The organism is Halopenitus sp. POP-27, from assembly GCF_029889855.1.
Lineage (GTDB): Archaea > Halobacteriota > Halobacteria > Halobacteriales > Haloferacaceae > Halopenitus > Halopenitus malekzadehii.
Genome location: NZ_JARANU010000003.1, coordinates 96,052 through 121,903, shown reverse-complemented (window position 1 = coordinate 121,903; position 25,852 = coordinate 96,052). Strand labels below are relative to the sequence as shown.

The following is a 25,852-nucleotide window of genomic DNA, read 5'->3' as shown; positions in this document are numbered from 1 at the left end:
CCCGAACGATGCACGACGCTGACCGCAGGACTGTTATACGATCCGCGTCGAACTGCGATGAACGAATGGGATCCACCCCCACGATGACGCGCCGACGGGCACTGGCCAGCGTTGCCGCCAGCGTCAGCGCCGGCGCTAGCGTCGGCGTTTCGGGGTGTCTCGGCCGGGCCAAAAACGTCGCGGGGCGGACACAGCCGAGTCGGGTACAGCTTCGGATAACGACCCGACCGACGGACAGCGATCCCCACGCGATCCGGATCGCGCGCCATCTCGCCGACCACCTCGAGGCGGTTGGGATAGCGCCGCGGATACGGACGGTCGACGACGCCGGCCTCTATCGGGAGGTGCTGATCAACCACGACTTCGACGTCTACGTCGGACAGTTCCCCCACGTCGAGCCGATCGATCCCGACGCCCTCCATCCCCTGTTGCACTCCTCGTTCACGGCGGAGCCGGGGTGGCAGAACCCCTTCGGACTCACCGATCCGAACCTGGACACGCTCCTCGAGCGACAGCGGGAGACGGACGGCGAGGATCGCCGAGACGCGGTCGACGACCTCCAGCGTGAACTCGCCCGCCAACATCCGTTCACCGTCGTCGCGTTTCCCGACGCGCTGACGGCCGTCGGCGGGGATCGGTTCGTCGGCTGGGACCGTGCGCGGACGGTCACGCCGGGCGGGATCCTGCTGCTTTCGGCCGCCGAGGGCGGCGAGAACGGTGAAATCGAGAGGAACGGAGACGGGACCGACGACCCCGATGAGACGGTGCTCCGACTCGTGAGCACGGACGCGCGGATCACGACCAACCTGAACCCGATCGCCCCGGAATACCGTCGCCACGGAACGTTCACCGGGCTCGTGTATGACCCGCTGATCCGGCGGATCGACGGAACCGACCACCGCTGGATGGCTCGATCGGTCGACCGAACCGGCGACCGGACGATCCGCGTCACGCTCCGGGAGGGCCGCTGGCACGACGGCCAGGATCTCACGGCCGCCGACGTCGCGTTCACCTACGAGTTCCTCGATGATACGTCGCTTGGGACGGCCGAGACGCCGATCCCGTCGTCCCGGTTTCGCGGCCGATCGACGCTGGTCGAGTCCGTCTCCGTGGTCGATTCGGAGACGGCCGATATCCGGTTCTCGACCGGCGTCGACTCGCTTCAGCGGCGGGCGCTGACGGTCCCGATCCTGCCCGAACACGTCTGGGAGTCCCGAACCGACGTGGTCGAGATCCCCGGCGGGATCGAGATCGACGGGATGACCACCGCGGCACAGGTGTGGGAGACCTCCGAGCCGATCGGCAGCGGACCGCTTCGGGTCCGGAGCGCCGAGGCGGACGAACGGATCGTCTTCGAACGGAACCCGGACCACCCGATCGGAACCACCCCGGAGGCGTTCCCGGAGCGGCTCCGCGGAAAGCCGGCCTTCGACGCGTTGGAGCTCCGGGTCGTTCCTTCGGACGTCGCCGCCGTCACCCAGGTCGGCGACGGGCTCGCCGACGCGACCACGTCGACCCTCGGACCGGACGCGGTTCCCCGGATCGGACGCAACGCGAACGCGCGACTCGTCGGACAACGCTCGGGGGCGTTCTACCACGTCGGATACAACACCCGAAGCGAGCCGCTGTCCAACCCGTATTTCCGTCGAACGGTCGGTCGGCTCATCGACGCCGCCGCGCTCGTCGAGTCGGCGTTCAACGGCTATGCGCGTCCCGCCGCCTCCCCGCTGGCGCTCTCGCCGTCCTGGTTGCTGGCGGAGCATCGCTGGGCGGACGGCGACCCGGTGACGCCGTTCGTCGGGTCCGACGGCGATCTCGACGTCGAGGCCGCGATGGAGGCGTTCTCGGAGATCGGCTACCACTACGACGATGACGGTGCCCTCCTCGTCCGTGACCCATGACGATGAGCGTTCTCCTCTCCGTCCTGACGTATCTGGCGGCGATCGTCGCGTCGACGTGTCTGATCGTGGGGATGGCGATCCTGGACCGGCGGCGGATATACCGGATCGGCACGAACGCCGGCCCGTATCTGTGGTCCGCACGACGACAGTTGGCCGGGCTGGTGGCCGTGCTACTCGTGAGTTCGGTCGGCCGGAGCGGGCTCCAGGCAGTCTCCGAGGTCTACGGATGGCGCGCGACAGGGACGATATTCGCCCTCGAAGACGGGTTCGTCGCGTGGGTGCAGGGAACGCTTATGTCGCCGTACGCGACCCTCTACTTCTCGTGGATCTACATCTACGCGTACGCCTTCCTGCTGGTGTTTCCCGTCCTCATCTACCTCGGCCGCTCAACGTCGACGACGTTCAAACGGCTGATCGTGGCCTACACGCTCAACTACGGGATCGGCCTGATCGTCTACACGATCGTGTTCGCACACGGGCCGCGAAACGTCGACCTCGTTTCCGGATTGTTGTTCACGTTCAACCCGGATTTCCAGGAGCTCGCCGCTCGAGTCAACGAGAACGCGAACGTCTTCCCGTCGTTGCACACCTCCCTGTCGATGACCGTCGCCGCGTTCGCCTATCGGACCCGCGAGGCGTTCCCCGCCTGGACGGTCCTTTCGGGCTGGCTCGCAGTCTCGGTGTGGATCGCGACGATGTATCTGGGCATCCACTGGTTGATCGACGTTCTCGGCGGGATCGTGCTGGCGCTGGGGTGTGTGGCGGCGTCGGTTCGGATCGTGGATCCGGACGATCGGGACGGCGCGGACGATGCCGAGGGGTCGGCGGAGCGGACCGATCCGTGACCGCCACGATGACGACGATCGCTCGGTCGACGACCCGTCTCAGGCGAGGAAGACGTGTCGCGGCCGGTCCGCGAGAACTTCCCGACCCCACTTGACGGTCTCCGAGAACTCCTCGGAGCGGAAGAACGCCATCGCGTCCTCCTTCGCGCGCCACTGGCTGGCGATGAACATGTCGTTCTCGTCCTCGACGTTGGCCAGCAGGTCGGTCTCGAGGTGGCCGTCCATCCCGTCGAGCAGGTCGGCGACGTCGTCGAAGGTGTCGACGAAGTCCGCCCGATGGTCGGGGACGACGGTGTAGAACATCCCCATCGTCCCGAAGCCGGACTCCTCGCCCGCACGGGCGACGATTCCCGGCAGCTCCGAGAGGAATCCGGCCGCGGTTTCGGCGGCCGAGGCGGTGTCCCAGATGGAGACGACCGCGGCGCGGTCGGTCGCGCGTCCCTCGTAGACCGCCGTCTTCACGTGCGTGTCGTAGTGGTCGAAGTTGCCGCGGAGCCCGTCGACCTCCTCGAAGAGGCCGTCGAGGTCGGCCTCACTGTAGAGGACCGTGGCGTAGACGTCCTCACCGTGGGGCTGGCCGGCATAGATGTCGAGGTCCTCGAGTTCACCACGGATCGAGTCCGCATCGGGCTCGTCTCCGCCGGCGTCCGCGTCCGCGTCCTCGGTGCCGGCGTCGCCGTCGTGGTGATGGCCATTCCCACCGTCACCGCCGTGATGGTGGCCGTCGGCGTCGCCGTGGTGATGGCCGTCTCCGCCGTCTCCGCCGTCTCCGTCGCCGTGGTGATGGCCCTCATCGCCGCCGTGGGGGTGTCCACCCGCTCCGCCGCCGTACTCGCTCGTCGGGACCTTCGCGCCGTCGAGGTACGCGCCGAGGTCGGCCGGCGGGAACCGGCGGCCGACGAGGAAGTCGCCGAACTCGCCGTACCGCGAGGAGGCGGGGTCAAAGCGCATCTCGTAGACGATGTCCTTGAGGTCCGTTGGGTCGGCCCCGAAGAGGGTAACGCCCCACTCGTGGTCGTCGAAGCCGACCGAGGAGGCGATCACCTGCTTGATGCGGCCGGCGTACTCCCGGCCCACCTCGCCGTGGCCCGCCATCAGATCGGCGCGCTCCTCGAAGGAGAGGTCGTACCAGTTGTACTCCTCGCCGCGGCGCTTGCTCATCGGGTAGAAGGAGACGTACTCGTCGTCGGGGATGTCGGGTTTGAGCTTCCCCTCGATGTAGCGGCGCAGCCCCTCGTCGATCTCCTCCTCGTTCCCCTCGAAGTAGTCGTCGGAGACGTATCCCGAGACCTCGGTGACCGTGACGTAGGAGGTCTCCCGCTCGGTGAACGCGGCGAAGGCGGTGTCCTCGAACCGGCGCTCGATCGCCGAGAGGTCGTCGAGTTCGGGGCGGAAATGGAGGAACAGCAGGTCGCCCTTGTGCCCGAGGATCGAGAAGACCGCGGAATCGCCCGCCTCGGCGTCGGCGAGCGACTCGCGGGCCGACAGGAAGCGCCGGCCCTCCTCGATCGCCCGCTCGCGTTCGTGTTCGGGTGCCGCCCGCCAGGCGTCCCAGTCGATCGACCGGACGTCGTGGAGGGCGAACCATCCTTCGTCGGTTTGTGGCGCCTCGACCATACCCGAGATTCGTGCGCCGGGACTTAGGGGTTTGCGAGTCGTCGCCGTCGCTGGACACACCGCGATCGATCCGACACGTCCGCCGCGGAAACGACAACCGTTTGTAAGCCGCTCGAGTGAGTGTGGATATGTTACTGACCGTCTCCGGCCCGCCGGGAAGCGGGAAGAGTACCACGGCCGTCGGACTCGCGGAGGCGCTCGACCTCGAGCACGTCAGCGGCGGCGACATCTTCCGCGAAATGGCCGCCGAGAACGACATGACGCCGGTCGAGTTCAACGAACACGCCGAGACCGACGACCGGATCGACCGCGACCTCGACCGCCGCCTCCGGGAGATCGCGACGACGCAGGACGACGTGGTTCTCGAGTCCCGGCTGGCCGGGTGGCTGGCCGGCGACCACGCCGACGTTCGGATCTGGCTCGACGCCCCCCTCGACGTCCGCGCGGCCCGGATCGCCGACCGCGAGGGCAAGGCCGTCGATCGGGCCCGCGAGGAGACGCGCCGGCGCGAGGAGAGCGAGGCGAAACGCTACCGGGAGTACTACGACATCGACATCGACGATCTCTCCATCTACGACATCGTCTACAACACGTCCCGCTGGGGGCCCGACGCCGTCCTCGAGTCGATCGTCACGACCGTGGAGGCCCACGAGCCCGCGCTCGACGAGGGCAAACACCCCGTCGAGGGCGTCCGGTACGACTTTTAAGCGACGGGACGGAACGAACACGGGAACGCATCGAATGGTCGACGACACCGACGCCGACGAACGCAGCACACACGACGCCCACGGTCACGAGCACGACGACGCACGCGACCCTGACGAGCACGACGCACACGGGACTGGGTCGGATCCTGGATCCCCGGCCGACCGCCTCCGGCCGGCTCCCGAGGACCGGTCGCCGGCCGAGCTGTTGCGGTTCGGCGTGGTCAACCTGGACAAGCCGGCCGGCCCCTCCTCCCACCAGGTGTCCGCCTGGGTACGGGACGGGATCAACGACGCCCTCGCCGACCTCGACCCGGACGGCCCCGAGATCGACGGGGTCGCCCACTCGGGGACGCTCGACCCGAAGGTGACGGGCTGTCTCCCGACGCTCACCGGGACGGCGACGCGTGCGGCCCAGGTGTTCCTCGAGGGGCACAAGGAGTACGTCGCCGAGCTGGAGCTGCACGCGTCCGCGCCGTCGGATCTGGAAGCCGTCGTCGCCGAGTTCGAGGGCGAGATCTACCAGAAACCCCCGCGAAAGAGCGCCGTGACCCGGCGACTCCGGACGCGAACGATCCACGAGGTGGACGTCCTCGAGGTCGCGGACCGGCGCGCGCTGCTCCGGATCCGGTGTGAGTCGGGAACCTACGTGCGCAAGCTGTGTCACGACCTCGGGCTCGCGCTGGGCACGGGCGCCCATATGGGCGCGCTGCGTCGGTCCGCGACCGACCCCTTCGACGACGCCGACCTCCACACGCTGCAGGACCTGTGGGACGCGCTGGCGTGGGCTCGGGAGGGCGACGCAGCGTTCCTCCGGGAGGTCGTCCGCCCCGCCGAGGACGCCCTCGATCACCTGCCGACGGTCACGATCGCCCCCTCGGCGGCCGCAACCGTCGCCACCGGCGCGACCATCTACGCGCCCGGCGTGATCGACGTCGACGTCGGCTCCGGTCCGGCCGCGGACATCGCCGCCGAGATCGTCACCACGGGCACCGTCCCCGACGACGCCGACGCGCCGCTGGTCGCCTGCTCCCTGCCGAACGGGAGCGTGGTCTGTCTGGGCCGGCTCGTCGGCGATCCCGACGCCGAGACGGGGACCGTCGTCGCCCTCGAGCGCGTGTTGGTCTGACGGTCGGCGCAGGTGGTCGGGCGATGAAACGAAGCCCTTAATTAACGGACACCCCTCGATTCGAATACGCCCTGGGACCGTGGGGTAGTGGTATCCTATGCCGATGGGGTCGGTATGACCCGAGTTCGATTCTCGGCGGTCCCATAAAATTTGTTACAGGTCCTCCACAACGGACAGGAGAACCCTCTCAAACCGCCGAAAACGCCGATCAGCGATCCAAAAATACGGCGGCAAACCATCAGAAGGAAATAACGACAGGTACCCCGCCGAATCGAGTGTCAAAGCGCGGATACAACGCCCCGGATCGAGGGGGTGTCGCAGCGTGAGACACCGTCCGCGTTGCGGTGCTCGGCTCAAGACGGGGACGCGGACCCACGGTGCGATCGCACATCGGATCTGCCCCCAGTGGTCACAGATCGACGGGTGGGTCACAGGGCGTCGAGTGGCTCCACGGGGACGGACCGGTACGTTTCGGCCGGTCCTCATCCGATCGGCTGGCGGCGGCTCGGACGTTCGGGGTCGGGGCGTCTCACCGACGCTGGTTCCCGGAGCCGTGACCGACGCCCTCGAGGGTGACCTTGACGCCGCCGCCGGCCAGCGTCGCGATGACGTTGTAGGCCACGCCCGTGATCGCCACCGAAACCGCGACGGAGAGGGCGCTGATGACGACGATCAGGACCGCCCCGAGCAGCCCGAAGCCGCTGTCAAGCAGGACGCTGAGCAGCCCGAGCGGGACGCCGAACAGCGCGCCGTAGAGCGCGCCGAGAACGGCGCCGATCCTGAGCAACGATCCGATATCGATCGACGTGAGTTCGTGTGTCGCCATACGTCCCCTGCCCGCCCGACCCGGGCTATACCTTCGGGCCGCACCGCGATCGCCGAACCGCCACCGGCGATCGCGGCTCCGTCATCTATTTAGTCGTACTGACGTGTGACTGTTACATCAGATGAGCCAAACGACGCTCGGAAGCGGTCCCTACCGGAACTCCAACCTCTTCTCGGGCTACTATCTCGACGAGCGCGTCGCCGATCTCGACGCGTGGGACTGCGACGCGGACGCCGAGGCGGCCTTCGAGCAGATACGTAACCTCTGGGAGAAGGAGGGATCGCTGCTGCCATCGTACAACGAGGACGAGCTGATCGACACGTGGATCGCCGAGATCGTGGACGTTCTCGGCTACGGCACGAGTTCGGAGGTGACCCTCCCGGACGGCGGCGGATACGTCGATCGCCTGCTCTTCGAGAACGACGACGTGCGCCGCGAGGGCGCGAAGCGAGCGCTCGACGGTGATATGGAGGGCCTGTTCTCACGGGCGTCGGCGATCCTCGAAGCCAAGCAGTGGGACGCCGACTTCGAGGCACGGTTCGCCGAGCAGCGCTCGTACCGCGACGCCTCTCACCAGATCAAGTACTACCTCGAGCGGACGCCGAGCGATCTCACGTGGGGCGTGCTCACCGACGGGAAGAAGTGGCGGCTCTACGGGACCAAAGACTACGAGACGCAGACCTACTACGAGGTCGACCTGCCGGAGATCCTCGAAAGCGGGAATCTGGAGGCGTTCAAGTACTTCTACGTCTTCTTCCGGCCGGAGGCGTTCGTCGAGACGGCCGGCAGTTCGTTCCTCGATGACGTGTGGACCGAATCGGAGACGGCTGCACAGGAGCTCGGAGAGGACCTTCAGGACAACGTGTTCCGGGCGCTTCGCGTGCTCGGGAAGGGCTTCGTCGAGTCGAACGACCTCGACATCGATCCGGACGACGAGGACGCACGCGGCGAGTTGAAGGAGCAGTCGTTGGTTCTCCTCTACCGGCTGATGTTCGTGCTCTACGCCGAATCACGCGGGTTGATCGATCCCGACGATCCGGCTGCCAGCGACGAGTATCAGGAGTACTTCAGTCTCGAAGCGAAGCGGGAGGATATTCTCGACGCGGTCGAGGGGATGGACGTCGAATCGGGCGCGGCGTTCGAGGAGGAGTTCAGCAGCTACTCGTCGTCGATCTGGGGGCGGCTCTCGGAACTCTTCGAGCTGATCGACGAGGGTGAGGAGGACCTGGACATCCCGCCGTACAACGGGGGACTGTTCGACCACGGGGACCACGCGTTCCTCGCCGACCACGAGGTGACGGACCCGTACATCGCGGAGGTGATCTTCTGGCTGTCGACCACCGAGAACGACGACGGCGAGCACGTCCCGGCGGACTACGCCGATCTCGACACGCGGCACCTCGGGTCGATCTACGAGGGCCTGCTCGAGCATGAGTTCCGGATCGCGGGTCCCGAGGGCGTCGCCGCGGTCGCTGAGGACGGCGGACAGGTGTGGAAGCCCGGCGACGAAGTCTCGGTCGCTGACGCGGTCGAGACGGTCGAGGAGGGCGGGCTCTACGTGGTCAACGACGAGGGCGAGCGCAAGGCCACGGGCGCGTACTACACGCCCGACTACGTGGTGACGTACATCGTCGAGGAGACGATCGATCCCCTGATCGAGGAGATCGACGAGGACCTCCGGGCGGACGGGCTCGAGCCGAGCGACCGGGAGTACTTCCGGGAGTTCTACCAGGCGGTCACGGACCTCACCGTGCTGGACCCGGCGATGGGCTCGGGGCACTTCCTGACGAAGGCGACCGGCTACCTCACCGAGCAGGTGATGGCGGTCGTTCGCGAACAGGAGATCCAGTCGTACGACGAGCAGGCGATCCGCCGGGAGATCTCCAAGGAGGTGATCTACGGCGTCGACCTGAACGGGATGGCGGTCGAACTCGCGAAGCTGTCGATGTGGCTGGAGACGCTGGCGGCCGACCAGCCGCTCGCGTTCCTCGATCACCACCTCAAGACCGGCAACTCCCTCGTCGGCAGCGACATCACGGAGGTCCTCTCCGACGACGCCGGCGACGACGGCGGGCAGATCACGCTCACGCAGGCGTTCGCCCGGGTGCGCCAGGACACGCTCGAGCACGTGATGGAGCTGATGGCGGACCTGCTCGCGTTCGACAACGACTCCCTGGAGAGCGTGAAGTCGATGGAGGAGCTGTACGCCGAGATCCGCGACGATCCGCTGTATCAGCGCCTGTTCGAACTAGCGAACGTCCACACCGCCGCGGAGTTCGGCGTCGACGTCCCCGACGACGCCTACGAGCGAATGGCGGGCGCGATCGAGGACGCCGACGACTGGAGCGAGATCGAGGGGAAGGACTGGTTCAAGGCGGCGCAGGCGACTGCCGAGGAACAGGACTTCTTCCACTGGGAACTCGAGTTCCCGGCGGTGTTCTTCGACTCAGACGGCGAGAAACTGGCGGGGGCCGGGTTCGATGCGGTCGTGGGGAATCCGCCGTACATTCGTATACAGTCACTACGGAATCATACTCCACAGCAAGCTTCGTACTTTACCACGGTATACGAATCTGCGACCGGGAATTTTGACATCTACGCAAACTTCACCGAAAAAGGACAGCAACTTCTCTCAAAACGTGGGATCTTAGGATATATTGAGCCACACAAGTTCTTCCAGAGTGACTTCGGGACCGGTCTGAGAAGATATCTATCAGAAAAGAAGTCCATCTACAAAATACTCTCATTCAGGCACGAGCAGGTTTTCGAAGGAGCCTCGGTCTACACCTGTTTGCTCTTCCTCAGTCAGGAAAGTCGAAACGAGTTCGACTATGGGGAGATCTCTCCCGAGAAACTCACGAACGAGTCTGATCCATCGTATCGATCGATCGAGGCAGATTATGACTCGGAGCCGTGGATCTTCCGTGATGCCAAGACAGAACAGATTTTAGAGAAGATCAATGATGCTGGACCGACTCTAGAGACAGTTACCGATCGAATATATCAAGGATTAGTTACTAGCGGAGATTCAATCTATCTCTTGGAGAAGATTGAAGACATAGAAGGAGAGTATGTCACAGTTCGCAGTCAAGAAGACGGAAGAGAGTGGAAGTTGGAATCGGAGTTGCTGAAGCCGCTTCTAAAGGGCCAAGACGTTCATCGATACGATCCCCTCGTACCAGAGTACCTCGTTATATTCCCGTATCTACTTCACGAGGATGGAAATGAGGTACACGCCGAATTCGTTGAAGAAGAGCAACTCGAAAGTTCCTATCCGAACCTCTACGAATATCTCACGGAACACGAAGAGAAGATTAGGGCTAGAGAAGGTGGTAAAATGGATCGAGAGGGTTGGTACGACTATGTCTATCCGAAGAATCTAACCGAATTTGAAGAGGACAAGATCGTCACCCCCGAGATCAGTTATGGAACCAACTTCACGTACGACTCAGAAGGGCTGTATCACAAAACGAAGGTGTACGGGGTCAAGACGGACGAAGATCAGGTCGGAGAAAAATATCTCCTCTCCATTATCAATACAGAAGTCCTCTGGTACTTCCTCAAGAACACTGGATATGCGCTTCGAGGTGGATATTTCACGTTTAAAACGGACTATCTCAATCCATTCTCGATCCCACTCCCGCCAGATTCTTCCACCCAAGAATTCGATCAAAATAAATTCGAACAGAAGTACACGACTTACCTTTCAGCAGGATCAATATCTGACACCTTTAACCTCGCTAACCTCCGAGATTACGCCGGAGAAATCCTACCACGGTTAGCAGATCAGATGATTGAGCTACACGGAGAGCATCAATCGCTGAATCTCTTTCTTGAGGATCATCTTGGAGTGTATGAGAGTGATCTCCCACTCGCAGAGATCGGTTTTAGCCAACCCCCAGAAAGTGCCGCAGAATCTGTGCTCCGCAGAACTACTGAGCAACACCCTAACCTCCGCGTCGGCACCGTCACCGTCGATCGCGAATCCCCGAACACGGTCCTCATCAAGGCCACCGCCCGCTACAAGCCCGACGACGAGGACGCCCACGAGACCGATCGCTGGGGCTACACCGAGACGGATCTCCTCCCCGCCTTCCGGATCACGGACCTCACGGAGACCGAGGCCGACCTGATCGAGCACTTCGTCCCGGTCGCCGTCGAGGAGGCGGGCGGCTTCGCCAACTTCCGTGAGACCGCCACGAAGACGAACTCGCTCGTCGATCGGCTGAAGGCGATCGAGTTGCCCGACGTCGCCGACGTCGCCGACGACCTCGAGAACTACCTCCGGACCGTCAAGCGCGCCGAGGAGTTGGACGAGAAGATCGAAAAGACCGACGCGCTGATCGACGAGATCGTCTACGAGTTGTACGGACTGACCGACGAGGAGATCGCGATCGTCGAGGAGGCTGTGGGAGAGTAATCAAGTTCGTGACCGCGCTTGTCGGCATATTCATACGATTCGAGATCGTGATGAAGCGCATCTCCGTGTTGTCGATCCCGGCGCTGCCGTCGATTCCGCTGCCGTTCGGTTTCGCGGTCGCGTGGTGAGTCGACTCGAGAAGAACGAATAGTCGGCGCGTCCCGCGAGGTCTCCACAGGTTGAATTGCTCAGTACAGGCGGCCTATGGATCGACCAGTACAGTAGTCTAGTTCGTTATTTGTGTAAATATAATGTTCCGTCGTCTCCAAAGCAGATATGGCTTAAATCATCGGCGGGGTACGTTTTTCCAGCGTAATCGTCGTCTTTCTCTTCATACTGATCGTTACATTTCGGGCATATAGCCATAGCGTATCTTGCCAACAAGGAGGCATAAAGTTACTCCAGATTCAGAAGTACCCATACGCACGCTCGTTCTAGCGGGGGGTTCGACGACAGAGGTATGAAAACACCACCCTGCGAACTGTTGTAGGACTCCCTCAACACGCTCCGAACCAACCGATCTATTATACCGCCACCGGGAGACGGGGGCGTATGTCCGACATTCGGTACTACTGCTATCCCCGAACACAGGCTCCTCCGGAATTCGCCGACGACATCGCGAGCACGTTTCGGGACAACGAGGACGAGATCGCCACGCGCCAGCTCGATGACGGGCTGAAAAGTGACGACGTGCTCGACGTGCTCCGCAGCGATCTGGAGGCGATCGGGTTCAACGTCGAGGAGGGAAAGAAGAAGGACGAGAAGATCCACCGGCCGGTACTGTACGGCGAGAACGGCAAGCCACAACTCAAGTATGAGGTCGACGGCTATCATCCGGAGCAGCGGTACGGGTTGGAGGTCGAAGCCGGACGGGCGTGGATGGGGAACTCGATCTATCGAGACCTGATCCAGGCGTCGGTGATGGTTCAGGTCGATACGTTGGTCCTCGCCGTGCCGAACGTGTACAAGTACTCAGGCGGCGAAAATGCAGCCTTCGACAACACGCGGGACGTCGTCGAAACGATCTACACGACCGACCGATTCGAACTGCCGTTCGATATGATTCTGATCGGGTATTAATAGATATGGATTGATTGGGACGATGTGCAGGCATCATCCTCCTTACCAGAACTAACGTATTCAATTCCAAGCCATCCTAACTGACTGAGAATCTTCAAATCCAATAAATAAATTGCTGTGGGTTAGATCTTGTGGAATCTCTATACTCGGATGAAATATCACTTCTCACCTTCTTCTATCGGTTCTCCATCGATGCTCTCCCTTTTCTTCCCGTCTGGACCAATGATTTCAACATCATCTCCAATATCATCATCAATCTCACCTACTGCCGTTTGTTGTGCCTTTTTGTGCCCAAGAGTTATTATTTTTGACACAATTGATAATGATGCAAAAACAGTATAGAACAGTAAGAAGCTAAATATTGCATAAGCAAAATTTCCAAAACTGTATGACTGTATAATTGAACCAATTACGGAGGTTGTAATTGAAAGTGCTACAGTATATTCGAACGAGAATAGAATTGATTCATAATTTCTATCTTCAATTAGTTCTACTAGAAGATCATCATCAGAAATAGAGACTAGTATAATTACTGCAGTAAGAATCACTGTAGTTAAGGTCTGAGCTGTCCCTGTTCCAGATTCGATAAACGTAGCTTTTCCCCGTTGTGTGAACAAACAGATGCTAATTAAAACAAATATAATAGAAACTACTAGAGAAGCAATAAAGTCCCAAGATGTAATTAAGCGGTAGAGACCATACCGCTGAAGTCGTGTTCGTGTACTACTCTCCATCTCGTGTTAGATGTGGTCTTACGTAATTAATGAGTTCCGCTGACATTGCTCTTATCCCCCCAATAGACTCTGGCCGCTCCTGACGGCTTCTCACTGGCTCTCCGTCTGAGGTTCGAATACGTACAGTCCCATCCTCATCATATTTGAGTCGGTATTCACCATAGTCTGTTTGGCTCATAGCCAATGCTTGAGCGATAAATTCCTCATCGAAATTAAGACCCTGTGCACTTTCAGCATCTATATTGAATTTATCTGCAAGCATTTGTTGAATACTTTCATCGAGATCCTCCCATTCATCTTCATTCTCTGGATTGGATGGTTCAAGTTCAAAATTTGCTTCACGAACTGTTGTTTCATCAAGAATATATTCAATCGATTGAGTATTATATACGTATCTGGAATTAAACTGCGCAGAATTATCTGTTGAGCCAGCAAATCCTTCCGCAAAGCGTTTTCGGAATTGTTGATGCCCAACACGATTCTTTGTATTATATACTAGAAGGTTTAGATCAAAATGAAGCATAAATACAGAGTAATCTGCATCAATATTCGGCTCGTCACTTTCTACAAAATCGCCTTCGTCTGCATCATATGTTACTGGATCATCTGTGTATACTTTTCCAAACTTTCCATAAACACGGTCCACTTCCTCTTCGTAGTCTCCAAAGTGCCACCTACTGTCATCAGTCTCAGTTACTGGTTCAGTCGTGTCTATATAATCAATAATTGCTTCTCGAATGAGATCTTCGTGGGAAGCAGTACGATCTAAATCCGTTATGTCGGTGAGTACTCCAGTAATATCCCACTCAGCAAAGTGGAAGGTTGTATCTGACATACATATTTGAATAAACCATTTGCTTTTATATTTATGGAATTGTACTTATTCAGAGTGTTGAGGTTCCTGTCAGGATACATTAAACGAGTTCGATGATTCGCCCAAGAAACGCAAACACCATCAAGGCGACCACGATGGCAATGAGGCCATTAATGAGTATTTGCATAAAGAAATCCACATCAAATCCGAACAAGGCGAGACCTATCGCCAATACAAGAAAGAAGCCAACAATAGTCTCAAGAATTTCATCAAACTCCCAATTCATTCTATCCCCTTATAATCTCGAGTAGTCGTATCTGTCCTCGCGGTGCGTATGTCCTTTGCTAGGAGAACTAAGTACACATAAGTTATGGTGAGGAACCACCCAACGTAGAGAAAAATGGCGTCCCTTCCTGGTCTGAGTTGAAGACCCGTCTCTCCCGAAGTGAATACAAATAAAAAGAATACGACATTCTCATACATATACCAGGAAAATGAGGTACTATCTCGATAGTTAGCAGCTATTAAGTCATATTCACTAACCTCAAATATCGGAAGGAGAACTAATCCAAGTGCGAATAGAATTGGACCGGATGCAATTCCAAAATCAGAAACCGTGAAGCGCGTGATGTAGATTCCAGATAACAAAATCAGGACGTTAGCCGTATGAATAACTGAAAAACTTCCTAAACGAGGATAGAACAATTTGACAGGAACACCCAGATCCGGTTTTGAGGGGGTAGTGATCTTCTCTCTATTCCAAGGTGAGATACGGTCGAACAGAGTTAGCAAAACTCCTAGAATAAATCGGAGAATCCCAGCAATAGGCAAAGCAAACGCATCGAGAATTAGTGGATGATGTTTCCGTTCGACGGCCTGCTCAAGATCAACCGTCCGTGCTAACTGACTCAACTCCACGACGACCAACAGTACTATCGGAGCAAGAAGACCATAATTTTCGGAAATACCGGACTGCGACAGAACGGATCCCTCAAGCATCGAGATCTTGGTTCGGGTTTCTTAGCGTGTTCATTTTCGGGGCTGAACGCTCGACATAGATGAAGTTGATGTCCACCTCCGGGGCCTCATCGCGTAGGGCGGTCGTGGTCCAGGTAGCGGTCGATCGAGACTCGGGTCGACGTCGCCGGAGAGGTACTGCTCGCCCCACGTCGTGATGCGCCAGTAGGACTCAACACGCTCGGGGACGATCGTCCGGGAGTACCGGTCGACGAGGTCGGCATTCGCGAGGACGCCGAGCCGCGATCGCACTCGATCGCGACTCACGGAGCCAGTGACGTCGAAGGCGATCTCCCACGCGGTGGCGTCACCGTCGGCGGCGAGCCGCTCAAGGATGTGCTCGTCGAGCTGGGCCATCCAGGGACCGTGGACCGCATTACGTCTGGCTCCCGTTCGTCCCGTTCGCGGTCGCGGTCGCGTTCTCACCCGCCTCGATCGCGTCGTCGACGTCGTCGAGATAGCGCCACTCCTGCGTGTCGACGACCTCGAGAGCAAGCTCCGGGCCGTCGAGCGCGCCGAGGAGTTGGACGTGGAGATCGCGATCGTCGAGGAAGCTGTCGGAGAGAAGCGATCGGAACACCTTGCGTCTCTACGGGTCATTCTGAAAATGCGGATTCCAAGGGCGTGCGGTCGAGACCGACGGTGTCGTAGTCCTGCTCGGTCGAAAGAACGCGCTCCTCGCCGGTCGTAACGAGCCCGGCGTGAAGCGCGTCGAACGGAGTGAGCTCGTACTCATCGAGGAACGCTGCGGCGGCCAGCACCGCGTCCTCGTGTTCCGTCGGCACGATCGGAACCAGTTCGAGCAAGTTCGTGATCGCCCGCGGCGCATCGATCTCGTACTCGGCAGTCTCACGGTCGTAGAACAACACCAGAACCTCGGCATACGCGAGTATCGACGTATGAACGTCATCGCGCTCGTCAAGGGCGCGGATCGCAGCCTCCTGAAGCCAGTCGTCATCCTTCACCAGCGCCGTGAGAAAGTCGGTTTCGACGTACACGGGTCACTCCTCGTCGTCCTGCGACCGGGCGTCCGCCTCCGCTCGAACCTCCCGAGAGATCGCCTCACGCGCGTCCGTTTTCAGATCGTCGGCGTCCGTTCCTCCAAAGGCATCACCAACGGCGGCTCGGAGTCCCTCGAGCGGGTCGTCGTCGACGGGGAAGAGCGCGACGTGACTCGGGAGTTCGACGATGCGATACCGCTCACCGAACCGCTCCCGGACGTCCTTCGGGAGGTAAATCCGCCCCCGGTCATCCGCCGACTTCGACATAGTATACTACTCTCATACAGGAAAAACCAAAAATCTTCCCGTGAATATGGTATACGTCCCGCCCATTTTCCCGTCACTATCCGTACCGACGTCTTTTCGTCGACTACATCGCCGACACACCTACTTCGTCGCGTCGTGGATCGGTCTAACGCCGTATCAAACACCGACAAACACAGGACGGACCGACGACGATGGCTCCGAGGAGGTCGGGTTTCGGACCGCGATCGCCTGGACTAGAGAGTGACGGGAACGATACGGATATCGAACGAGGCGCAGTCGCTAGGAGCGTAAATAGCCTGCAAAAACGAAAAGCCGTCCATCGTGAGACACGACGGCCGGAAGCAGATCGTTAGTTGCGGACGAGGTTCGTCGCGCGGGGTCCCTTGGGGGATGATTCGATGTCGAACTCGACTTCCTGACCCTCTTCGAGGTCGGGACCGCCAACGTCCTCCATGTGGAAGAAAACGTCCTCGTCGTCGTCGACGTCGTCTGCGTCAGTCGAAATGAAACCGTAGCCGCCAGTGTCGTTGAAGAAGTCAACCTTACCGTTTGCCATTGCAACCAAACGTACACCCCGTTGCCGGATAAGGGTTGCGAGGGTCGCGGTACCACGGCCCGCCATTTATAAACTGCCCGCCGATCGACGGCACGGTCGGCGGGTCACATCCGGGATCGGGCGTTCACGGTCGGGGAGCGGGAGTCGATCGCGGGCAAGCAATCGAGAGTGAGCAGCGGTCGATCGGCGATCGACCAGGACCGATCGCGGAGGCAGATATTTATGAGGGGGCCACCAGGTCTACCGTGCATCGCCATGAAACCGTGCCACAACTGCCAGACGGTCATCGACGAGTATCTCCTGGACAAACAGCTCGAACCCCTGCGCGATCTCACGGTGGACGAGTTCAACGTCTGTGCGGACTGTGTGACCATCGTCGACGCGGCCTGCGTGAAGTGTGGCGGCGCGGTCTACGTTCCCCGAAGCGAATCCGACACCCCCGACTACTGCCCCGCGTGCCGATCCGACCTCATCGCTCGCACCGGACACGACCCCGGCTGGATGCGCGGCCCCGTCTCCACGTAACGGGGACTGCGACCGGATCCGTATTTCTCGACGTCCCACCGGACATCGTCCAACGACACCGACGGGATTCCCGGTTGTGGATCGCGAAATCGATCGTCGATCCTGCCGGATCGCTCCCGCGACGATCGTGATCACGGCTGCCGAACCGTCGATCACGGGGCGTGCCCCACGCTCGTCGATCACATCCCCTGATCCACGATTAAACTCCCTTTATTGTATATATACGTACGAATAAATCCTTTTACGTGGCGAGTTCGTCGATCGAATCGGACTAACAATGTCGAGATCTGAACCATATACCGCGTTCGACACGCCGATCGGTCACATCAGTACCGAGTCACCCGTACGATTCACCGATCGACGCGACCGGCTGATACGGCTCCGGACCATCGAGGGTACTCCGCCCGACGTCGACGCGCTCGTCGGGATGTACGCCGACTTTGGGGCCACGGACCGCGCCCAGGGCATCCCGCCGATCGGCACCGACCGGATCCGCGAGTGGCTCACCGGCCTGACGGGCATCCACGTCGTCGCCGAACACGGGGGCGATCCGGTCGGGCACGCCGTTCTCGTGCCGATCGACGGCGGGACGGGCGAGGATGAAGACGGTGAGACGAATGACGCCGACGCTGACGCGGGCACGGGCGCGGACGCGGTCGAGCTCGCGATCTTCGTCCATCCGGACTACCAGGGCGCGCGGATCGGGACCGAGACGCTCGGCGTCCTGCTCGATCACGGTGCCGACTCGGACGCCGACGAGGTCCAACTACACGTCGAACGCTCGAACGACGCGGCGGTGGCGCTCTACCGAAAATACGGCTTCACCGCCGTGGATACCCGAGCGATCGAGTTCCGGATGCGACGTTCGCTCAAGACGGCGCCGACCGGCTGACGGGCCACGACTCGGAGCGGCTCATTCCATCGATCAGGTGTCCAGGCCGATATCGCCGATATGGTGGCTCGATATCGACCGGGTCAGGAGGGTCCGGTGTGTGACTCACGGTCCCCCGACGGTGCCTCCGGATCGCGTACTGAGCAGTATATATCTAACAATATATCTATTAAGCGGGTTATTTGTGCTGGTCGACATATCTCACCCATATGCCACGGAAAATCGGCCACAGGTATCCGATCCGTGGCTCCGAACGACCGATCGGCAGCCGGACCACTATCGGTTCGGTCCGGGATAATTGTCCGATCGAGTATCTGTATTTCACCACGACCGGCCGTGGAACGGCCGACGGTCGGGACGACTCGGCGACTGGCTCCGGGACGGGCTCGACGCGTACGGTCACTCCACACCCACCGACCGGGCCCGGCACCGGTCACAGCAATGAGTTATTCACACATATGCAAAACAGTACGCAGCATTCGGACGGCGAGTCAACGGCGGAAATCGATCTCACGGATCCTGACTACTATCTCAATCGGGAGCTCTCCGAACTCGCGTTCCAGGAGCGCGTGCTTCGGGAGGGGATGGACGAGCGGAATCCACCACTGGAGCGGCTTCGGTTTCTCGCGTTCTTCACGAAGAACACCGACGAGTTCTTTATGAAACGGGTCGGTGGACTCAAACAACAGATCGACGCGAACGTCCGGACCACGACGCCGGACGGGCGAACGCCCACCCAACAGTGGGAGGAGGTCCTCGAGACCGCCCGCCCGCTGTTTCACGAACAGTCCGAGTACTGGTACACGACGTTGAAACCGACGCTCGCCGATGCGGGCATCGCGATCCGCGATCACGAGACGCTCCCGACGGACGACCGAGAGGCCCTTCGGGACTACTTCGAGGAGTCCATCCTGCCGACGCTGACGCCGCTCGTGTTCGATCCGGCGCATCCGTTTCCGTTCATCTCGAACCGCTCGCTGTCACTTGCCGTGCTGTCCGCGAGCGACGCCGACGAGCCGCGGTTCACCCGTATCAAGATCCCGTCGAACCAACCCCGACTGGTCGAGGTCCCGAGTGAAACACACCACTACGTCCTCATCGAGGACCTCATCGAGGCCAACCTCGACCTCCTCCTGCCGGGGCTCGACGTCCGTGACGTCTCGAAGTTCAAAGTCACGCGGAACGCCGAAGTGCGGCGCAACGAGGAGGTCGCCGAGGACCTCATCGAGATGGTCGAGGAGGTGATCGAACAGCGCCGCTTTGCGACGGTCGTCCGGCTAGAGGTCGACGCCGACATGCCCGAGGAATCGCTCGCGATCCTCACGGACCAGCTGGACGTCGACGATCGAGAGGTGTTCCATCGACAGGGGCCGATCGACTTCTCGGACTTCTTCGCGCTCACGGACCGCGATCGACCGGACCTCAAACTCCCGGACTGGACGCCACGACCCCACCCGCGATTGGAACCGACGACCACGGACCCAGAACCCACGGACACACAGGCCACGGACCCACAACCCACGGCCTCGGACATCTTCCGCGAGATCCGCAAGGGTGACGTTCTCGTCCACCATCCCTACCACTCCTTCGAGGGAACGGTACAACGGTTCCTCGATGCAGCGGCAAACGATCCGGACGTGCTTGCGGTGAAGGCGGCGATCTATCGAACCGCGAGCGATTCGAAGGTCATCCAGAGCCTGATCGACGCGGCGGAGAACGGCAAACAGGTGGCCGTGATGGTCGAGCTCAAGGCCCGGTTCGACGAAAAGAACAACCTCGAGTGGGTCCGACAGCTCGAGGAGGAAGGCATCCACGTCGCCTACGGGACCGTCGGGTTGAAAACGCACACCAAGACCGCGCTCGTGGTGCGGCGGGAGGACGACGGCGTCAAGCTCTACTCCCACGTGGGGACGGGCAATTACCACTCCGGAACCGCGAAGGGCTATTCCGATCTTGGCCTGTTGACCGCCGATCGCGACGTCGGCCTCGATCTCACGAAGGTGTTCAACTTCTTCACCGGTCCGACGCTGGACGACCGGTTCCGGAAGCTCCTCATCGCGCCCGTGACGATGCGCGAACGGTTCACCGAGATGGTGAGACGCGAGGCGGAACACGCACGATCCGGTCGTCGGGCGCGTATCGTGGTGAAGGTGAACGGACTCGAGGACCCGTCGATGGTCGAGGAACTTTACCGGGCCTCGAGGGCCGGCGTCGAGATCGACCTGCTGGTCAGGGACATCTGTCGACTCCGACCCGGCATCGAGGGGGTAAGCGAGAACGTCACCGTCCACTCCATCGTGGGTCGGTTCCTCGAACACGCCCGGATCTTCTACTTCGAGAACGGAGGGACGCCGGAGTGGTATCTCGGGTCGGCCGACTGGATGACGCGAAACCTCGACCATCGGGTCGAAGCCGTCACGCCGGTCGAGAACGAACGGCTTCGGCGGCAGCTCCGGTTCATACTGGAGGCGTCACTGCGTGATAACCGCCGTCGGTGGGTGATGCAAAGCGACGGGAGCTACGAACAGAACACCCCCGAGGAGGGGGAGCCGGTCCGAGACATCCAGGAGCTGTTGATGGAGGCGACCGACGCGGCCCTCGATCGTGACTCCGGGATGGGACTCCGGATCGAGACGGATGCGATCCACGAGGAACTCCTCGTGACCGAAGTTTCGGAGGCCGCCCGCCCCACAAGGGGTGTAGATCACGAGGCGGACGTGGATCCCGTAACCAACGCAGCACCCGAGGCGGACGCGATGGCGACGGAGACCGACGGGGCGGGCCCCGGTGACGTCGAGATCGATCGGACGGCGTCCAACGGCTCCGGAGGCGATGGGACGGAGCCAGCGGAGATCTCCGTGTTCGAGGCGTATTCGGACCGATGGTATCATCCGGATAGCGAGACGTACGAGTGGGCGGTCAGAACGATCGACGGAAACCGTCGATATTTTAAGACGCGTTCGGGCGCACGCGAACGCCTCCAGTCAGAGTACGAGACGATCCGGCAGGAGTAGCGGATCAGATCGGGGAAACGACCTTCGAATCCGCCCGGGACTGGTGTGTCACTGCCGGATCGGTCGTGAGGAAGTCGTCCTGACGGTATCGGTATGCGGTGAGCGCTCCTCCATAGACACATCCGGTGTCGAGGCCGATGGCGAACTCCCGATCGACCGGGGATTCGTGAACGGTGTGGCCGAAGAATACGCGGTGGGGTCCGTCGTAGTCGTCGTACCAGAACGGCCCATCGTACCCGTCACCGTTCGGCGCCCGCATCGTTAGGAGTTCGTCGACGGTGTGGCTTTCGAGCGGGCGGGTCGGGTCGACGCCGCCGTGAACCACGAGCGCATCGTCGAACGAAATCACGACAGGAAGCGATTCGAGGTACGCGAGATCCCCCTCTCGGAGCCACTGTGGGTCCGTGTCGCCGCGCACGATCTTCTGTTCGTTGTTTCCCCGGACGCTGATGAAACGCGGATCGTCGCGAACGACGTCGATGACGCCCGGACTGTCCGGTCCCTTTCGAACGAGGTCGCCGACGAATATCCCGAGGTCGTCCTCGTCCATCGCACACGCCGCGATGAGTCGTTCGAGGGTGTCCCGGCTGCCGTGGACGTCCCCGATGATGTAGACCTCGTCGTGCGCCGATACGTCGATCCTGTCGTGGTGGGCTTCGACCGCCTCGCTGAACTGAGGTGTCATATGTGGTGGCTTCGATCGGGCCGGTCGCAGGCCGATCGTCGCGTCGATCGACGTCGAATGCGGCTTAAGCAGTTTATAATAGCCGACAACACCACTATATATGATTTCCGAGATGGTGTATCCATCCAGATCATTAAACAATTATAACGTACTTGTACAGAAGTATTTAGTATATCAATACGTTCAAACACTCTATGCGGAAAAACCGTGAACACGTATCGATCGAATCGCACACCGAGTACACGATCGCGCGGTCGACCTGCTGGCGCTGCGGCGCCTCGATCCCGGCCCAGAGCGAACGCGGAACGCTCTGTCCGGACTGTACTCGACGGCACGTCGGGTGAGGGGTGTTGGAGACCGTCCACAGGCAGACCGGCTCCTCGCTGACCAGTTTCCCGCAACCGGCTCCCCACAGACCGGCACCACGGATCCACGGCCGCCTCACGTCCCCGACCGGAGGACCGATCGACGCCTCTGACGCCGATCAAGCGATCGCCGTCTCGGTTCCGAGACGGTCGGACGCCAACTTATACGTGGATCGCCGCCGTACGTCGAGAAGTTATGTCGGAGCACACGGACGGATACCCGACGGCCGATCCGCCTGCGGAGATCCGGGTCCTCCACGTCGATGACGACGCCGACGTCGCCGAGTTGACGGCGCTCGCGGTGGAACGCGAGGACGACGCGTTCACGGTCATCACCGAGACGGACACGACCGCGGGGCTCGAACACGTCCGTGAGGGGACGATCGACTGTGTCGTCTCCGATTACGATATGCCGGGGGAGACAGGACTGCGATTCCTCGAACGCGTCCGGGCGATCGACTCGGACGTTCCCTTCATCCTCTTTACCGGCAAGGGATCCGAGGAGATCGCGAGCGAGGCGATCTCGGCGGGCGTGACCGACTACATCCAGAAGGAAACCGGGATCGACCAGTACACCGTGCTCGCGAACCGCATCGAGAACGTCGTCGATCAGCATCGCTCCCGGCAGGCGCTTGCGGAGAGCCAACGTCGCCTCTCGCGGTTCATCGATCAGTCGCCGCTCGGGACGATCGTCTACGACGAGACGTTCACGATCCGTCGGGTCAACGAGACTGCCGAGTCGATAACCGGCTACGACGAGCCAGACCTGGTCGGCGGCACGTGGATGCCGATCGTTCCTCCGGAACTTCAGCGACACGTCGCCGAGGTCGAACGCCAGTTGCTCGCGGACAAGGGCGGCTACCACAGCGTGAACGAGATCGTCACCGCCGACGGCGAGCGCCGGCTCTGCTCGTGGCACAACCGCGTGGTCACCGGCGCCGACGGGAGCGTGATCACGATCGTCTCACAGTTCGAGGACGTCACCGACCAACGGCACCAGCGGCGCGAACTCGAGGAGACCAACGCCGTCCTCTCGACGCTGTTCGACACGCTGCCGGTCGGCGTCCTGGCCGAGACGACCGATCGCGAAGTCCTGGCGGCCAACGAACGGATCTTCGACCTGTTCGGGATGCCCGGATCGCCGTCGTCCGCGACCGGCGCCGACTGCGTAGAGCTTGCGGAGTCGGTCAGCGACCGCTTCGCCGATCCGGCCGAATTCCTCGCGGGGATCGACCGGCGGATCGCCGACGGCGAGCCGGTCACCGAGGAGCCGATCGAGCTGGCCGACGGGCGAACCGTCGCCCGGAGTTACCGCCCGATCGACCTGCCGGACGGGAGCGGCCACCTCTGGACGTACCGCGACGTGACCGAGCGCGAGCGCCACGAACGCCGCCTCGCCGCGCTCAACGAGACGACCCAGCGACTGATGGGCGCCCGCACCCGTGAGGCGGTCGCCGAGATCGGCGTCGCCGCCGCCAGGGACGTGATCGGGCTCGAGGGATGTGCGATCCACCTCGTCGACGCCGACGGAAGCGAGCTGCCCCCGGTCGCCGCCACCGACGCGATCCGCGATCTCGTCGGCGAACCGCCGACGTTCACCGCGGGCGAGGCCATCGCCTGGCGAGCCTACGAGTCGGGGGAGCCGCTGTCGATCCCGGACGTCCGCGATGACCCGGACGTCTACGACCCGGACACCGACCTGCGCAGCGAGGTGTACCTCCCGCTCGCCGAGCACGGCGTCCTCGTGGCCGGCTCCGAGACGGTCGACGACTTCACGGAACAGGACGTCGTGCTCGGGGAGATCCTCGCCGGGAACGTCGCGACAGCCCTCGAGCAGGTCGATCGGACCGAGACGCTTCGGGCGCGCGAACGGGAGCTCGTCGAGAAGAACGAGCGCCTGGAGGAGTTCACGAGCATCGCCTCCCACGACCTCCGGAACCCGCTCAACGTCGCGCAGGGGCGCGTGGAGCTCGCCGCCGACGAGTGCGACAGCGACCACCTCGAGGACGTCCAGCGAGCGCTCGACCGGATGGAGGCGCTGATCGCTGACCTCCTGACGCTCGCCCGGGAGGACGCCGCCGACGTCGACATCAAGACGGTCGACGTGGCAACCGTCGCCCGGGCGTGCTGGCGGACGGTGACGACTGCCGACGCCACGCTCGTCGTCGACGTCGACCGACCGATCCGGGCCGACGAGGGACTCCTCCGTCAGGTGTTCGAGAACCTCCTCACCAACGCGGTCGAACACGGTTCGACCAGCCCCGGCTCGAACGCTCGCGAGGACGCCGACGAGCACAGCTCGACCAGCCCTCGCTCGAACGCTCGCGAGGACGCCGACGAACACGGCGGCACCGACGTGACGATCACCGTCGGGGAGCTCCCGGACGAGACGGGGCTGTACGTGGCCGACGACGGCCCGGGGATCCCCCCGGAGGAGCGCGACCGCGTCTTCGAGTACGGCTACTCGGGGGCTGACGACGGGACCGGATTCGGACTCGCCATCGTCGAGAAGTACGCCGCTGCCCACGGCTGGGACGTCGACGTGACCGAAAGCGACGCCGGCGGTGCCCGGTTCGAGATCACGGGCGTCGAGTTCGGCGAGAAGTGACGACGTCCACGAGGGCTGACGGCGGGTGGGTTTTTGCGGATGCCCGTCGAGAGGACGGATATGGCCGCCGATGGCGAGGACGTCGATCCGGATCCGGATTCGGATTCGGATTTGGGAGCGACCGAGGACGAGCAACCGATCCGATCGAACGGGGACGGATCTGACGGGTCGACCACCGAGTCGGTCGACGCCGCCGACCGACGCGACGAGCGGGGCGGAGACCCCAGAAACGGCGGCGACTCCGAGGAGAACCCCGACATCGAGGACCTGCTCGACCGGCTCGACGAACTCTCGGAGACGGTCGACGAGCCCCACGAGCGCCACCGGGTCCAGGAGACGATCTCGCTGGTCCAGCGGATGCCGGGCAGCACCGCTTTCACCGAACACATTTATAAATACACCTCGCGAGACATGGCCGAGGCGCTCGTCGGAAGCGTCATCTTCGCGCTCCCGTTCCTCGTCGAGGACGGGATCTTCCTGATCGCGGAGTGGTTCACGACGGTTCGAATCGGGCCGATCCCGGTCGTCTTCCTCGCGCACGTCCTGTTCGTCCTGGGACTGACCGGCGGGCTGCTGTATTACGCCGACATCCGCGAGGTGCGCGTCACGCGACCGCTGTTCGGGATCATTCCCCGGCGCTATCTCGGCGTCCTGCTCGTCTCCTTTGTGGGCGCGTTCGGAATGCTGGCCCTGTGGGGCCGGCTCGCGATCGACGACCCGACCCGCTTCGAGGCGCTCGCCCGAGTGTGCGTGGTCTGGGCGCCCGCCGCGCTGGGGGCAGCGCTCGGCGACATCCTGCCGGGCGAGAGCAAGGGCGAGGACATCAACGATCTGTTCGACGACGATTGACGC

Annotated in this window: 22 protein-coding genes and 1 tRNA gene; 12 read left to right on the top strand and 11 right to left on the bottom strand. The window is 61.6% G+C overall.

All coding sequences use genetic code 11. From position 1 onward, the window contains the following. Positions 1-65: 65 nt before the first annotated feature. Both OQF70_RS03295 and OQF70_RS03290 read left to right on the top strand, forming a co-directional pair. Entirely contained in the window at positions 66-1,901 is a 1,836-nt protein-coding gene (locus tag OQF70_RS03295) for an ABC transporter substrate-binding protein (protein ID WP_280535819.1), read from the top strand. A 2-nt stretch (positions 1,902-1,903) separates the two neighbouring features. Further along, positions 1,904-2,746 (top strand): phosphatase PAP2 family protein, encoded by an 843-nt coding sequence (locus tag OQF70_RS03290; RefSeq protein WP_280535818.1) that lies wholly within the window; start codon positions 1,904-1,906, stop codon positions 2,744-2,746. 39 nt (positions 2,747-2,785) lie between these two features. On the opposite strand, the gene OQF70_RS03285 is transcribed toward OQF70_RS03290, so the two are convergent. Further along, positions 2,786-4,363 carry a heme-binding protein gene (locus tag OQF70_RS03285; RefSeq protein ID WP_280535817.1) on the bottom strand — a complete coding sequence of 526 codons (1,578 nt, stop codon included), beginning with the start codon at positions 4,361-4,363 and terminating at the stop codon, positions 2,786-2,788. A 128-nt stretch (positions 4,364-4,491) separates the two neighbouring features. On the opposite strand from OQF70_RS03285, the gene cmk reads away from it, so the two are divergent. The 3 genes from cmk (at position 4,492) to OQF70_RS03270 (ending at position 6,340) form a co-directional block, all read left to right on the top strand. After that, a complete protein-coding gene (gene cmk, locus OQF70_RS03280) occupies positions 4,492-5,070 on the top strand; it encodes a (d)CMP kinase (protein ID WP_280535816.1) in 579 nt (192 codons plus the stop codon). A 34-nt stretch (positions 5,071-5,104) separates the two neighbouring features. Next, positions 5,105-6,196, top strand: a complete 1,092-nt coding sequence (locus OQF70_RS03275; protein WP_280535815.1) for an RNA-guided pseudouridylation complex pseudouridine synthase subunit Cbf5 — start codon at positions 5,105-5,107, stop codon at positions 6,194-6,196. A gap of 73 nt (positions 6,197-6,269) precedes the next feature. Beyond that, positions 6,270-6,340, top strand: a tRNA-Pro gene (locus OQF70_RS03270). A gap of 385 nt (positions 6,341-6,725) precedes the next feature. Here OQF70_RS03270 and OQF70_RS03265 read toward each other — a convergent pair. After that, the gene (locus OQF70_RS03265; protein ID WP_280535814.1) at positions 6,726-7,022 is read right to left on the bottom strand and encodes a hypothetical protein; all 297 of its coding nucleotides are present in this window, start codon (positions 7,020-7,022) and stop codon (positions 6,726-6,728) included. 121 nt (positions 7,023-7,143) lie between these two features. Between OQF70_RS03265 and OQF70_RS03260 the strand changes: the two genes are divergently transcribed. Both OQF70_RS03260 and OQF70_RS03255 read left to right on the top strand, forming a co-directional pair. Then, a complete protein-coding gene (locus OQF70_RS03260) occupies positions 7,144-11,442 on the top strand; it encodes an N-6 DNA methylase (RefSeq protein WP_280535813.1) in 4,299 nt (1,432 codons plus the stop codon). 552 nt (positions 11,443-11,994) lie between these two features. Beyond that, positions 11,995-12,522 carry a hypothetical protein gene (locus tag OQF70_RS03255; RefSeq protein ID WP_280535812.1) on the top strand — a complete coding sequence of 176 codons (528 nt, stop codon included), beginning with the start codon at positions 11,995-11,997 and terminating at the stop codon, positions 12,520-12,522. A gap of 158 nt (positions 12,523-12,680) precedes the next feature. On the opposite strand, the gene OQF70_RS03250 is transcribed toward OQF70_RS03255, so the two are convergent. The 8 genes from OQF70_RS03250 to OQF70_RS03215 form a co-directional block, all read right to left on the bottom strand. Next, positions 12,681-13,139: a hypothetical protein gene (locus tag OQF70_RS03250; RefSeq protein WP_280535810.1), complete on the bottom strand. Its 459-nt coding sequence runs from the start codon at positions 13,137-13,139 to the stop codon at positions 12,681-12,683. 106 nt (positions 13,140-13,245) lie between these two features. Further along, positions 13,246-14,091, bottom strand: a complete 846-nt coding sequence (locus OQF70_RS03245; protein WP_280535808.1) for a hypothetical protein — start codon at positions 14,089-14,091, stop codon at positions 13,246-13,248. A 261-nt stretch (positions 14,092-14,352) separates the two neighbouring features. Continuing rightward, positions 14,353-15,069 carry a hypothetical protein gene (locus OQF70_RS03240; RefSeq protein ID WP_280535806.1) on the bottom strand — a complete coding sequence of 239 codons (717 nt, stop codon included), beginning with the start codon at positions 15,067-15,069 and terminating at the stop codon, positions 14,353-14,355. Positions 15,070-15,099: 30 nt separating this feature from the next. After that, a complete protein-coding gene (locus tag OQF70_RS03235) occupies positions 15,100-15,444 on the bottom strand; it encodes a repressor phrH2 (RefSeq protein WP_280535805.1) in 345 nt (114 codons plus the stop codon). A 19-nt stretch (positions 15,445-15,463) separates the two neighbouring features. Beyond that, on the bottom strand, positions 15,464-15,667 hold the full coding sequence (locus OQF70_RS03230) for a hypothetical protein (protein WP_280535804.1): 204 nt from the start codon (positions 15,665-15,667) through the stop codon (positions 15,464-15,466). A 16-nt stretch (positions 15,668-15,683) separates the two neighbouring features. Next, entirely contained in the window at positions 15,684-16,085 is a 402-nt protein-coding gene (locus OQF70_RS03225; protein ID WP_280535803.1) for a PIN domain-containing protein, read from the bottom strand. Positions 16,086-16,088: 3 nt separating this feature from the next. After that, entirely contained in the window at positions 16,089-16,355 is a 267-nt protein-coding gene (locus OQF70_RS03220; protein ID WP_280535802.1) for an AbrB/MazE/SpoVT family DNA-binding domain-containing protein, read from the bottom strand. A gap of 349 nt (positions 16,356-16,704) precedes the next feature. Further along, a complete protein-coding gene (locus tag OQF70_RS03215; protein ID WP_280535801.1) occupies positions 16,705-16,911 on the bottom strand; it encodes a cold shock domain-containing protein in 207 nt (68 codons plus the stop codon). Positions 16,912-17,166: 255 nt separating this feature from the next. Between OQF70_RS03215 and OQF70_RS03210 the strand changes: the two genes are divergently transcribed. From OQF70_RS03210 to ppk1, 3 genes are all read left to right on the top strand, one after another. After that, on the top strand, positions 17,167-17,436 hold the full coding sequence (locus tag OQF70_RS03210; RefSeq protein WP_092817894.1) for a hypothetical protein: 270 nt from the start codon (positions 17,167-17,169) through the stop codon (positions 17,434-17,436). Positions 17,437-17,713: 277 nt separating this feature from the next. Further along, positions 17,714-18,328, top strand: coding sequence for a GNAT family N-acetyltransferase (locus OQF70_RS03205; RefSeq protein ID WP_280535800.1), 615 nt, complete (start codon positions 17,714-17,716; stop codon positions 18,326-18,328). A gap of 458 nt (positions 18,329-18,786) precedes the next feature. Then, the gene (gene ppk1, locus OQF70_RS03200; RefSeq protein ID WP_280535799.1) at positions 18,787-21,342 is read left to right on the top strand and encodes a polyphosphate kinase 1; all 2,556 of its coding nucleotides are present in this window, start codon (positions 18,787-18,789) and stop codon (positions 21,340-21,342) included. A 4-nt stretch (positions 21,343-21,346) separates the two neighbouring features. Here the strand turns inward: ppk1 and OQF70_RS03195 are convergent, their stop codons facing one another. After that, positions 21,347-22,027 (bottom strand): metallophosphoesterase family protein, encoded by a 681-nt coding sequence (locus OQF70_RS03195; RefSeq protein ID WP_280535798.1) that lies wholly within the window; start codon positions 22,025-22,027, stop codon positions 21,347-21,349. A gap of 561 nt (positions 22,028-22,588) precedes the next feature. On the opposite strand from OQF70_RS03195, the gene OQF70_RS03190 reads away from it, so the two are divergent. Together OQF70_RS03190 and OQF70_RS03185 are read left to right on the top strand one after the other, a co-directional pair. Then, positions 22,589-25,000 (top strand): PAS domain S-box protein, encoded by a 2,412-nt coding sequence (locus OQF70_RS03190; RefSeq protein WP_280535797.1) that lies wholly within the window; start codon positions 22,589-22,591, stop codon positions 24,998-25,000. Positions 25,001-25,060: 60 nt separating this feature from the next. Beyond that, positions 25,061-25,849, top strand: a complete 789-nt coding sequence (locus OQF70_RS03185; protein ID WP_280535796.1) for a DUF2391 domain-containing protein — start codon at positions 25,061-25,063, stop codon at positions 25,847-25,849. Positions 25,850-25,852: the final 3 nt, after the last annotated feature.